This is a genomic window from Cryobacterium aureum, from assembly GCF_002954245.1.
GTDB lineage: Bacteria > Actinomycetota > Actinomycetes > Actinomycetales > Microbacteriaceae > Cryobacterium > Cryobacterium aureum.
Genome location: NZ_PPTG01000014.1, coordinates 134,931 through 147,106 on the forward strand (window position 1 = coordinate 134,931; position 12,176 = coordinate 147,106).

The window sequence follows — 12,176 nt, forward strand, 5'->3', positions numbered from 1 at the left end:
GCATTGCGAGTTGGTCGATAATTGCACATATCGGTGGTAAAAATACCTGAAAGAGTTCAAAACATTGATCTTGGAACCGATTTGTCACGAAATCAGCACAAACTTGCAACATTCGCCCTCGAAATCATCGGTGCGCCACGACTAGGGTGGTGGCGATGAGCGGCGCTGAACCTCGACCGAGGAGCGCGCCTTGAGAAAGGAACACCATGAGGATCGCCATTCCCACCGAGATCAAGAACAACGAGTTTCGGGTCGCGATCACCCCGGCGGGGGTGCATGACCTCGTGCTGCACGGTCACGACGTGCTCGTGCAGTCCGGCGCCGGCGCCGGTTCCTCCATCAGCGACGAGCAGTATGTCGCGGCCGGTGGAACGATTCTGCCGGACGCCGCGAGCCTCTGGGCGGCCGCCGACCTGCTGCTCAAGGTCAAGGAGCCCGTCGAAAGCGAGTACGGCTATTTTCGCGCCGACCTCGTGCTGTTCACCTACCTGCATCTTGCCGCGGAACCCGAGCTGACCCGGGCCCTGCTCGGCAGCGGCGTCACGGCTATCGCCTATGAAACCGTGCAGTTGGCCTCGCGGGCCCTGCCGTTGTTGGCGCCGATGAGCGAGGTCGCCGGTCGCCTCGCCCCGATCGTCGGGGCCAATGCCATGCTCAAGCCGAACGGCGGCCCCGGCCTGCTGGTGCCCGGCGTCCCGGGTACCCACCCGGCGAAGATCGCCGTGCTCGGCGGTGGGGTGGCGGGTACGGCCGCGATGCAGGTGTCGCTCGGGCTCGGCGCCGAGGTGACGGTTCTCGACACCAACCTGTTTCGGTTGCGCGAGATCGATGCCCTGTATTTCGGGCGGGTAAAGACCATCGCCTCGAACAGCTTCGAGATCGACAAGGCCGTAGTCGAGGCCGACATGGTCATCGGTTCGGTTCTCATTCCGGGCGCCAAAGCCCCCAAACTAGTCAGTAACGAACTCGTATCGCGCATGAAGCCGGGCAGCGTGCTCGTGGATATCGCCGTCGACCAGGGCGGTTGCTTTGCCGACAGTCATCCCACCACGCACGCCGATCCCACCTTCACCGTGCACCGGTCGCTGTTCTACTGCGTCGCGAACATGCCCGGCGCTGTGCCACACACGTCGACCTATGCTCTGACGAATGCGACCTTACCCTATGTGCGCGCACTCGCCACGCTCGGCTGGGTCAATGCGTTGCGCGCGGATTCCGCCCTGTCCCAGGGGCTCAACACTTTCGCCGGGCGGCTGACCAGCGCTCCCGTGGCACTCGCTCACGGGTTGCCGCACCAGTCTGTCGCCGAAGTGCTGCTCTAGCCGGGGAGGATCGCCCTGGTCACCTCGCCGGTGGGGTGCAACACCCAGACCCGCCCCCGCCCGGGCGCCAACGGCGGCGGCAACTCCCGGCGGTGGCTGACCAACCGAAAGTCCGACAAGCTACACCGGTCAAAGACCAGGCTGGCCGCGGCATTGTTTGCCGTTGGGCCCCGCAACCGGGCCAGCAATGTCCAGTGCGCCTGCCACGTTTCGGCGTCACCGACGACGATCAGCTGAACGGGAGCATCCGTCTGGCCGGCCTCTCCCGAGACCAGCAGAGTGGATGCCGCCGGCCCGCTCGTTCCCGTCAGTTCCAGCACGGGCACGCTAAGGACGGTGCGCAGTCGGGTGGCGGCGCTCGTCGGCGACGAGGACACGATCAGGAGCGGGCCACCAGTGGGAAGCGGATCGGGCAGCGCGGTGGGCAGCGTGGTGGGCCCCGTGGTTGAAGGAGCGACGAGGGTGGGGTCGGGCGCCAGCAGTTGCAGGCGCAGGCCGCGCCAGACTCCGCCGCCCGGCGGTAGCGCTGCCGTGTAGCTGGCCGATTGCCCACCGGCCGCGAGGTGGTCCTGTACGCTCGGCAGTTTCAGCAGCAGGGAGCTCTGGCAGAGTGCAGCCAGCCCGGGAACCAAGCTGGTGTGCCGCTGCACGGCGACAACGACGTGCACCCCCGCTGCCGGGCCGTCCCGCAGCAGGCCGACGAGCAAATCAACGGCGGCCAGCCGGTGGTCGGGCTGCCAGCGGGCGCAGACGGAATCAAAGTCGTCGAACAGTACTACCCGGGGTGAGGCCGAGGTCTGCTGCCCGGTTTCCACGCTGGCGCTGAGGCTGGCGAGGGCGTCCCAGGCCGATTCGACGTCGGCGGTGACGAGGTGTGCCCCGGTGTGAGTTTCGGCTGCGCTGGCGGCGACTGCCACAGCCAGTGTGTGCAGCAGGGCTGATTTGCCCGAACCAGCCCCGCCGATGACGAGCAGGTGCCCGTCGATCTCGGGATCGTAGGCGAACACGCGGTACCGCTGGTGATCGGGTTCGTCGAGCAACCCCAGCGGATAGCCGGATGCCGCCGCCGCCGCGCTCGCCAGGTCGGCCGCAGTGACCCTCGGCGGGAGCGCATCGAGCCAGGGACGTCGCGGGGCGAATCCAGGTGGTGCTGACGGTGCTGACAGTGGCGCGGCGGCGATGCCGGCGATGTCGAGTTCCCGGGTCGTCGCGACCTGGCAGAGCACCGGGTCTCCGGTTTCGGTGGCGACCAGGCACCGACCGGGCTGATTCGGGGCCAACTCGGCCGCAGCATCCGTGCCGATCACGGCCTGGCTGTCGGCACGGTTGTTCACCCGCAAGGACAGGCGCAGGCTGCAGTTGGCCAGCAGGGCGTCCCGCACTACCCCGGCCGGTCGTTGGGTACAGAGAATGAGGTGCACGCCGAGCGAGCGACCACGGGCGGCGATGTCGACGAAGAGGGCGTGCAGCTCGGGAAACAGCCCCAGCATGGTGGCGAATTCATCGACGACGATGACCAGCCGGGGCAGCGGATGCGTAAGGCGCACGTCGGTCACGTCCCGCGCCCCGGCCGAACTGAGCGTGCGCTCTCGGTAGCGGAGTTCGGCTCCCAGACTGGCCAGTGCCCGGGTCGCCGTGGCTGCGTCGAGGTCGGTGATGAGGCCAACGCAGTGCGGCAGCCGAGCGAGTGGTTGAAAGGCCGCGCCGCCTTTGAAATCGACCAGCAGAAAGTTCACCTGGCCGGGCGAATAGGCCGCGGCCAGCGCTGCCACCCAGGTGGTCAGGAGCTCGCTCTTGCCGCTGCCGGTGGTGCCGCCGACCACGGCGTGTGGCCCGAAACGCACCAGGTCAACGTGCACCGGACCGTCTTGGCCGATACCGATGAGGCAGTCGAGGCTCGGCGTGGCTGTCACCCGGGTGATCGGTGGGGCATCGGTGCCGCCTTCGAGCAGTTCCGCCAGGGTGACCGTGGTCGGGAGCGATCCGGCGTCCGCGGCCATCCCGGCGGCACGGGCCTGCTCGGTGAGGGCCACCGCAAAGTCGATCGCCTCGGCCTGGGCGAGCAGTTCCGGGCAAAAGTCGAGGGGCGGCGCGCGATTGGGCGCACGAATGATCTGTGCCCTGGTTGGCCCAGCGATGCGCACGACCGTTCCGCAGCCCGGGGGCAGGTCTTCGAGCCGCGTGGCCACGGCCAGAAGCAGTCGACCGCGATCAGGTTCGCCCTGAAGCGGATGCGCGGCGGTGACGGTTCGCAGCAGCAGCGTGAGCCGGCGCTGAGTTGCTCCGGCCTGCGGCAGCTGCGCCGCCCAGTCCCAGTCGGTGGCTTGGGCATGGGCCGCGATTGCGACGCCCAGGTCGGTCGGCGGCAGAGCGAAGCACAGTTGCACGAGCACGGCGCGGGCAACGCCCGCCGCGAGCGGCATCGGTCCGACGATACCGAGTCCGGGTGTCAGGTCGACGACGACCGGAGCGCCAGTGACAGTTGCGGCCCACTCCCGAAGTTCCCGGTGCTCGTTCGGCTCGCTCGCACCCCCGAGTCGGATACCGCTCGGGGCCGGGCCGACGCCCAGCGCAACGAGCGTGGCATCCGTTTGGCGCCAGCGCGCGGCCGCAGCATTCCCCAGCACAATATTTCGGGCCGATGGCGTGTGCTGCCAAGCTTCATCGCGCCAGCGGGCCTGGCGGTCGATGATGACCGTTCGCAGGAGCGCCAGGGCTTCGGCGTGCGCGGCCGATTCGACCCGGCGGCGTTTGCCGCCCGAGCGCTTGGAATCGAACATGCTGGCCACCGCGATGATCGGGCTGAGAACGGCGAAAATCAGCGCGAAGGCCGATCCGGTGATCATCCAGATCAGCCCAGCAGCAACCAGGGGCGCAACGCTGGCGAGCAAGGGAAACCCCGAAGGAGGCAGAGCGGCCGGCGCGGGCGGCAACGCGAGGGTTTCATCGACGGTGGACACGCAACCAGCAGACCAGACTGCCGACCCAGGAACATCCGCGACAGGACTGTCGGTGCAGAATCGGCGCTGACAGCAGGTGTGGAGGAGGAGGCCCAGCTGATCGGCCCTTAGCTGATGCTGAACGAGTGGTCGGCAATTTCCACCCGGGTTCCGTGCGGCAGAACGTACCGTCGCCCCGGTTCGAGCGCCTCAGCCGTTTCACCGGGGCGCCGAATGACGGTGCCGTTGCCCGAGACTCGGTCGCTGACCCAGAACTCACCGTCGTGCTGGCCGAACTCGAGGTGAGTCTTCGAGACCGAGCGGTCGGCATCCGCTACCCGAATGAGTTCGTCGAAAATCTCGTCGAGTTGGGCCAGGGGTTTGCGGCCGATCAGGCCGGAGCCCTGCACGGAGACCACCTGACCGGTGCTGAAGGTCAACACAAAGGTCGCCCGGGTCGGCAGCGCCGCGGCGGGGAGCGCGGACGGTGCTGCGGCTGGTGCAGCGGTCACCACGGCCACGGCCCGCACCGGAGCCGGCACCTCAGCGGGAATCGGTACAGAAATGACGACGGGCGCGCGCGGCAGGCGCGCAATGATCGTCGTGTCGTTGGGGCGAGGGTCCGGACGCTTACGTGACTCCACGGTGGCTGTGCGGGAACTGCCGCATTCGCCGCAGAACATGGCCAAGGCCGGCAACCAGGCCCCGCAAATCTGACACGTCACGATCGTACTTGGCCTAGACCTTTTTGACCAGGCTGGACTTGAGCTGCATGAACCCGAAACCATCGACCTTGCAGTCAATGTCGTGGCCGTCGACCGGGTCGACGAGACGAATGTTGCGAACCTTGGTGCCGACCTTGATCGACAATGACTGGCCCTTGACCTTGAGGTCCTTGATGATCGAGACGGTGTCACCGTCGGTTAGTACGGTTCCGAAGGCGTCTTTGACCTGGGCTTCCTGTTCTTCGTCGACCGGCTCGTTCGACCACTCGTGGGCGCAGAGCGGGCACACCAGCAGTGAGCCCATCTCGTAGGTCAGGTCGCTGGAACATTCAGGGCACTGTGGCAGGGTCTCATTCACTCGTTCCATAATACGCGACTGGACTGCGCCGGCTATCGGCGGCCGATCCGCACGCGCCAGAGCTTTCCGGCGATGATGGCCGCAGTGACCATGACCATCAGCGGAATGTAGGCGACGACAGAGGAGGCTTCCCAGCTGATCCCGATTCCGGACCCACGGTTGAAGGCCGATACTGGCAGCCCAAGGAAGTATGACTCGGCCGACTCGGCTCCGGTGTCCAGTAGGGCTGACAGCATGCCGGCCGTGTAGATGAAGGCCATTGTCCACCAGAGCATCAGCAGGCCGGTGAACCAGTAGATCGCCCGATTCCAGGAGGGCCGGCTGCCGCGGCCGGTTTCGGCGAAACTTCGGGCCAGGGTGCGGGGTGAGCCGAGCGAATCCAGGGCGGCGTCGATGCCGCGGGCTGCGGCATCCACTGTGATGTTGTCGCGAATCTCGCGTAGGATCGATCGGCGTTCGCGCGACGACAGGGACTCTTCCAGCCAGAGGTCGAGCCGGAACAGATAGGACTCGCGGCGACGCCAGACTCCAAACGTTATTCTGGCCTCGATGGTTTGCGTGTTCATTTCTTGTCCTCTCCGGCTGAAGCTCCTGTGGGGGTGGCGCCGAGGCCCGTCTGCACGATTGCCGTCAGGGAGTGCCAGCGCGCCGTGGCGAGCACGAGGGCTGATTGCCCCGCCTCGCTGAGCGAGTAATACTTGCGTGCCGGGCCAGCAGTGGATGCCACCAGGCGGCTGGTAAGGGAACCGTCTTGTTCGAGCCGCGACAGCACCGGGTAGACCGTGCCGGTCGCAAGGTCGCTCAGGCCGATGTTCTGCAACCTCACCACGAGCTCGTACCCGTACGACTCGGCAAGTCGCAGCTGGCTCAGAATGAGCATGGGCAGCACACCGCGCAGAGACTGCGCGTCTTGCGGCACTGACGGCGTATTCGGTGGTTGCGTCATAGCTATTACCTTAGGGCAGGTAGTAGGTAAAACCTAATAGCTGTGCATACCCGCAAGCCGGAGTGCCTGAGCTCAGGCCTGAGACACCTCGTACGGTTCTACCGCGAGTACGTCGACCACGATCGCGGTGACGTTGTCGCGACCGCCGTTGTCGAGGGCCGCCTCGACCATCGCCCGGGCGGCATCCGCTGCTAGCTTCTTTTCGAGCAGAAAGTGCCGGATTCCATAGGAGGTGAGCTCCTTGGTGAGCCCGTCGGAGCAGACCAGAATGCGCATGCCGACCTGAATCGGCAGGATGCGGTAGTCGGGAATCGGAGGCTCGTGAAAGCCGACGGCGCGAGTGATGATGTTGCCGTGCGGGTGCACGTCGGCCTCTTCCCGGGTAATACGCCCGGCGTCGACGAGTTCCTGAACGACCGAATGATCGTTGGTGACCTGCTCGAGCACTCCGTCGGTCAACTGGTATACCCGGGAGTCGCCGATGTTGTACACGATCCAGCTGACGGCGTCCGAGACCAGCGCCAACGCGACACCGGTCACCGTGGTTCCGGTGCCCTGGTCGGTCACACCGACGCCCTGCGCCATATCCTCGACCGCGAGCGCGAGGGCCCGATCGATCGAACCGGCCTCGGCCACGAGCGTTCCGGAGAGCTCGGCGAGCCTGGTTACCACGGCAGCGCTGGCGACGTCACCGGCCGAGTGCCCGCCCATGCCGTCCGCGACGGCAAACAGCGGCGGTACGGCGAGCAGGCTGTCTTCGTTGACCTCGCGGCGATGACCGACATCGGTCAGGGCGGCCCACGCCAGCGTTAACGTCGTTGCGACGCTGGGCAGTTCGACGCGAAATTCGGTCGAACCTTGACCAATCTGGGTCACGGGTGGTGCCTTCCGAGTGTGGGGCACGATGTCGCCCCCGCCGTTCCAACGTTCACCGAAGGACTGGGACCATAATAACGTCACCGCTTGACCCCAATGCACCGCCTAGTGTCCGATGTAGCTCATCACATGTTTGATCCGGGTGTAATCCTCGAACCCGTACATGGAGAGGTCCTTGCCATAGCCGGAGTGTTTAAAACCGCCGTGCGGCATCTCCGCGACGATGGGGATGTGCGTGTTGATCCAGACACAACCGAAGTCCAGGTGCTTGGCAAAGCGCATCGCTCGACCGTGATCGCGCGTCCATACCGACGAGGCCAGGCCGTACTGCACGTCGTTCGCCCACCGCAGCGCCTCGGCCTCGTCGGTGAAGCGCTGCACGGTCATCATCGGGCCGAAAATTTCCTGCTGCACCGCCTCATCCGTCTGCAGCAGACCACTCACAATGGTCGCTTCGTGAAAATAGCCGGTGCTGCCGACCCGGTGTCCGCCGAGTTCGAGTACGGCGTGGTCGGGCAGCCGGTCGATGAAACCGGAGACCTGGGCGAGCTGGTTGACGTTGTTGACCGGTCCGAACAGGATTCCCGGCTCACTTGGTGCCCCGGTGCGAGCGTTGTCCCTGGCATAGGCAGCGAGCGCGGCGACGAATTCGTCGTGGATACCGGCCTGCACGAGCAACCGGGTGGCAGCGGTGCAGTCCTGGCCCGCATTGAAGAAGCCGGCGGCAACAATGCCGGCAACGGCGAGCTCGATATCGGCATCGTCGAACACGATCACGGGGGCTTTGCCGCCCAGTTCCAGGTGTACCCGCTTGAGGTCGTGCGACGCAGCCGCCGCAACGGCCATGCCGGCCCGCACCGAACCGGTGATCGACACGAGTTGCGGGGTCTTGTGCTCGATCATGGCCGCACCGGTGGTGCGGTCGCCGGTGATCACATTGAGCACGCCGGCCGGCAGAAATTCCGCAGCCACCTCGGCAAGCAGCAGCGTGGCACTCGGGGTGGTGTCTGAGGGCTTGAGCACCGTCGTATTACCGGCGGCGAGCGCGGGCGCGAACTTCCAGACCGCCATATTCAGCGGGTAATTCCACGGAGTGACCTGGCCGACAACACCGATCGGTTCTCGCCGAATGAACGACGTGTGGTCGGTCATATACTCGCCAGCCGCACGACCCTCGAGGTTGCGCGCGGCTCCCGCGAAGAAGCGGATCTGGTCGACCGAGAGTAAAATCTCGTCGTCCACGAGGGTTCCGCGGGGCTTGCCGGTATCGAGGGACTCGGCATCGGCGAATTCCTCGGCACGCGCCTCGATCGCATCCGCTATGCGAAACAGCGCGAGCTGACGCACGGCCGGTGTTGTCTCGCCCCAAATTTCAAAAGCGGATGCTGCGGCCCGGTAGGCCGTGTCCACATCCGCCGCAGTGGATACCGGGCTGCTGCCGTACACCGTTTCGGTTGCAGGGTCGATGAGGTCGAACCGATCCGTCGCGGTGCAGTCGACGTATCGGCCATCGATGAAGTTGCGTAATTCAGGGGCGCTCATGCGGCCCAGTGTACCTATCTCAACGTGAGATGTACCCAGATTCACAAATGAAATCCGCAGCGATTTGCATAATGTGCGACGGATTCGCTTGCCGAAGTGTATTTTGACTGACACAATCGATGCATGAATGGACAAAGGCGCGGTCACCCGCCCAAGCCGGCGCAGCTCGACGATGTGTCGAAAAAGATCATCGAACAGCTTCAAGTCGACGGGCGTCGGTCGTACGCGGAGATCGGCAAAGCCGTCGGTCTCAGCGAGGCGGCCGTGCGCCAACGGGTGCAGAAACTCACTGACTCGGGCGTCATGCAGGTCGTCGCCGTGACGGACCCGATGCAGCTGGGTTTCTTTCGCCAGGCAATGATCGGAATTCGCGCTTCGACCGATACTCGCGTGCTGGCCGAGCAGCTGGCCGCGATCGATGCCGTGGACTACGTCGTGCTCACGGCCGGCACCTTTGACATTCTTGCCGAGGTCGTCTGCGAAGACGACGACGAACTGCTCGAACTGCTCAACGCCAAGATCCGCAATCTCGATGGAGTCCTCTCCACCGAGACGTTCGTTTATCTCAAACTCCACAAACAGTTCTATAACTGGGGAACACGGTAAAAAATGACTCTAACCACACCCACCGAAACGCCTGTTGCGTTCAGCGACGCCCACAACGCCGAGCTGCAGCAAAAGGCCAAGGATCACCTCTGGATGCACTTCTCCCGTCAGTCGGTGATGGAATCCGGCGCCGGAGTACCCATCATCGTCAAGGGCCAGGGCCACCACATCTGGGATTCCAAGGGTAAGCAGTACATCGACGGCCTGAGCGGTCTGTTCACGGTCAACGCCGGCCACGGCCGCAAGCGACTCGCCGAAGTCGCCGCCAAGCAGGCCGAGGAACTCGCCTTCTTCCCGATCTGGTCCTACGCCCACCCGAATGCGATCGAACTCGCCGACCGGCTCGCCAGCTACGCCCCCGGCGACCTCAACCGGGTGTTCTACTCCACCGGCGGCGGTGAAGCAGTCGAGACCGCGTTCAAACTCGCCAAGTACTACTGGAAGCTGATGGGTCGCCCGACCAAGCACAAGGTCATCTCCCGCAATGTCGCCTACCACGGCACCCCGCAGGGTGCCCTGGCGATCACCGGCATCCCTGCGATGAAGGAGATGTTCGAGCCGGTCACCCCTGGTGGTTTCCGCGTTCCCAACACGAACTTCTATCGGGCCGACGAAATGAGCCCCGGCCTCGGCCTCGGCGACAACCTGGAGGTGTTCGGCCAGTGGGCCGCCAACCGCATCGAAGAGATGATCCAGTTCGAGGGCCCGGAAACCGTTGCGGCTGTCTTTCTGGAGCCGGTGCAGAACTCCGGTGGCTGCTTCCCGCCGCCCCCCGGCTATTTCAAGCGCGTGCGCGAAATCTGCGACAAGTACGACGTACTCTTGGTCGCCGACGAGGTCATCACGGCATTCGGCCGCATCGGCAACATGTTCGCCTCGACGACCTATGACATCCAGCCCGACATGATCACCTGCGCCAAGGGCATGACCAGCGGATACTCGCCCATCGGCGCGACCATCGTCAGCGACCGCATCTACGAACCGTTCAAACACGGCGACACGACGTTCTACCACGGCTACACCTTCGGCGGCCACCCGGTCTCCTCGGCCGTCGCCCTGGCCAACCTCGACATCTTCGAAGAGGAAAAGCTCAACGAGAACGTTCGCGAGAATTCGCCACTGTTCCGCAAGGAACTGGAGAAATTGCTCGATCTGCCGATCGTCGGCGATGTGCGCGGTGCCGGGTACTTCTTCGGCATCGAACTGGTCAAGGACAAGGGAACCAAGGAAACCTTCAACGACGAGGAGTCCGAGCGTCTGCTGCGCGGGTACCTGTCGAAGGCGCTCTACGAGGCCGGTCTGTACTGCCGCGCCGACGACCGAGGCGACCCGGTCATTCAGCTCGCTCCCCCGCTGACCGTGGGCCCGAAGGAATTCGCCGAGATCGGCGAGATCCTCCACGGCGTACTGGCGGAGGCACCGAAGTACATATAGGGCACCGTGCAACCGGCGACCCGGTCTGGCATTCCAACGGATGCGAGACCGGGTCGCCGTAGTGCTGCACCCGCATCATCCGTCAGCAGCCCGCGCGTCGTCTTCTTCGCCGTCGTCGTACTCCCCGTTCTCGCCCTCGAAGAACCACAAGGCATCGTCGCTGAGCGCAGCGTCTTCGCCGAAATCCTCATAGTTTTCGTAGCCGTCGCCCTCCGCGTCGTCATCATCATCGTCGTCATCAGAGCGCGGCACCGCGAACGCCCACTCCGGCAGGTGCCCGGACGTGAGAAGCAGGTTCAGCAGTGTCGCCATGCTGTACTGCGAGTCGATGGCAAGAGCCTGGTCGACGAAGAGTCCGGCCACGGAACCGCTGCCGAGTGCCCAGGACAGCCACGCCAACATGCAGAGCGGCGCCGGCTTGGCCGAACGCGGCGCCATGGCGACGACGGTGCGCAGCAGGGTAATCGCGATGCGAATGCGATCGACGTCGGGTCGTTCCGTCTGCAGACCGAGCATGATGTCGCCGGTGTGCTCGGCGGTCGGGTCGCCGGAGTCGATCTCTGCGGCCACCAGGTCGTCGAGGCTTCGCCCGGTTTCGTGTTGGAGCTGCGCGTACCGCTGGTTGATTTCGTGGGCGCGCACGCCTTCGTCACGCCCGAACGCAAATTGCACCATGATCTGGTCGCGGTTCGGCGGGGACTGCACGAGCACGAGCAGTGTTGCGGCGTTTTCCTCGGTGGGTGGATTGGGCCAGGTCAGCGCTTCCTCGGCGATCGCTACCGGGTCGAGGGCAAAGCTGAGTGCGGTAAACAGCTCCGGAGCGTTCTCGGCCCGCGCGAGCAGGTGCCGATACCGCCGGTAGATGCGGGCCAGGCGTTCCTTGGTCGCCAGGTTGACCCCGATCGGGTCGGCGCCGGTCTGCAGGGTGCCCAGCGGGCGCGGCGCTATGGGCGCTGCCGCCTGGCCCACCGGCTCGAAAATCGGCGACTCCGTGATGAAGCTGAGTGGACGCCCGGCGGCCGGGCAGTCCGGATCGAGGTAGCTGCCCCAGGCATCCGCTGCAACGCACAGAGAATCGCGAAGCAGAAATCCGCTCAGCTCCAGTCGCCGATTCAGAATGTCGGCGAACTGTTCACGAGGAATGCCGACGGCACCGGTGAAGGAATCATCGGTGTAGATGACCGGAACGACGGCGTCGACACCGGGAATCTTGCACAGCATTCCGGCAAGGGTCGTCGCAATACGTTTGTACACCTTGTGGGGTGCGCCGTCTTCGGGCAGGTTGAAACGCAGCGCGCCGCAGGTGCGGTTGCCACGAAACGCGACCAGAACGGCGCTGGACTCGGCAACGAAACCGAGCAGCTGGGGAACGAGTGCCAGAAAGTCCTGAGCCTTCTGGGCTTTGACAATGGTGGGATGCATGCCGCC

11 protein-coding genes are annotated in these 12,176 nt (G+C 65.0%); 3 read left to right on the top strand and 8 right to left on the bottom strand.

The genetic code is table 11. From position 1 onward, the window contains the following. Positions 1-206 precede the first annotated feature (206 nt). Entirely contained in the window at positions 207-1,322 is a 1,116-nt protein-coding gene (gene ald, locus CJ028_RS06250; protein ID WP_105034415.1) for an alanine dehydrogenase, read from the top strand. Here ald and CJ028_RS06255 read toward each other — a convergent pair. The 7 genes from CJ028_RS06255 to CJ028_RS06285 form a co-directional block, all read right to left on the bottom strand. Continuing rightward, a complete protein-coding gene (locus CJ028_RS06255) occupies positions 1,319-4,282 on the bottom strand; it encodes an FtsK/SpoIIIE domain-containing protein (RefSeq protein WP_105034416.1) in 2,964 nt (987 codons plus the stop codon). The two genes, ald and CJ028_RS06255, sit on opposite strands and share 4 nt — an antisense overlap. 107 nt (positions 4,283-4,389) lie before the next feature. Next, complete coding sequence (locus CJ028_RS06260) at positions 4,390-4,986, bottom strand: FHA domain-containing protein (protein WP_161498907.1); 597 nt, start codon at positions 4,984-4,986, stop codon at positions 4,390-4,392. A 13-nt stretch (positions 4,987-4,999) separates the two neighbouring features. After that, entirely contained in the window at positions 5,000-5,353 is a 354-nt protein-coding gene (locus CJ028_RS06265) for a zinc ribbon domain-containing protein YjdM (RefSeq protein ID WP_129590399.1), read from the bottom strand. A 23-nt stretch (positions 5,354-5,376) separates the two neighbouring features. Next, on the bottom strand, positions 5,377-5,910 hold the full coding sequence (locus CJ028_RS06270; RefSeq protein ID WP_105034419.1) for an HAAS signaling domain-containing protein: 534 nt from the start codon (positions 5,908-5,910) through the stop codon (positions 5,377-5,379). Then, entirely contained in the window at positions 5,907-6,290 is a 384-nt protein-coding gene (locus CJ028_RS06275; protein WP_105034420.1) for a PadR family transcriptional regulator, read from the bottom strand. Before CJ028_RS06275 ends, CJ028_RS06270 begins: the two co-directional genes overlap by 4 nt. Before the next feature lie 72 nt (positions 6,291-6,362). Next, the gene (locus CJ028_RS06280) at positions 6,363-7,166 is read right to left on the bottom strand and encodes a PP2C family protein-serine/threonine phosphatase (protein WP_439099031.1); all 804 of its coding nucleotides are present in this window, start codon (positions 7,164-7,166) and stop codon (positions 6,363-6,365) included. Positions 7,167-7,271: 105 nt separating this feature from the next. Beyond that, positions 7,272-8,708, bottom strand: coding sequence for an aminobutyraldehyde dehydrogenase (locus CJ028_RS06285; RefSeq protein ID WP_105034421.1), 1,437 nt, complete (start codon positions 8,706-8,708; stop codon positions 7,272-7,274). A 123-nt stretch (positions 8,709-8,831) separates the two neighbouring features. Here CJ028_RS06285 and CJ028_RS06290 point away from each other — a divergent pair, with 123 nt between their 5' ends. After that, positions 8,832-9,314 carry an Lrp/AsnC family transcriptional regulator gene (locus CJ028_RS06290; RefSeq protein WP_105034422.1) on the top strand — a complete coding sequence of 161 codons (483 nt, stop codon included), beginning with the start codon at positions 8,832-8,834 and terminating at the stop codon, positions 9,312-9,314. A gap of 3 nt (positions 9,315-9,317) precedes the next feature. After that, positions 9,318-10,748, top strand: a complete 1,431-nt coding sequence (locus CJ028_RS06295) for an aspartate aminotransferase family protein (protein WP_105034423.1) — start codon at positions 9,318-9,320, stop codon at positions 10,746-10,748. 75 nt (positions 10,749-10,823) lie between these two features. Here CJ028_RS06295 and CJ028_RS06300 read toward each other — a convergent pair whose 3' ends face one another. Further along, positions 10,824-12,170, bottom strand: a complete 1,347-nt coding sequence (locus tag CJ028_RS06300) for a DUF4192 family protein (protein ID WP_105034424.1) — start codon at positions 12,168-12,170, stop codon at positions 10,824-10,826. Positions 12,171-12,176 lie beyond the last annotated feature (6 nt).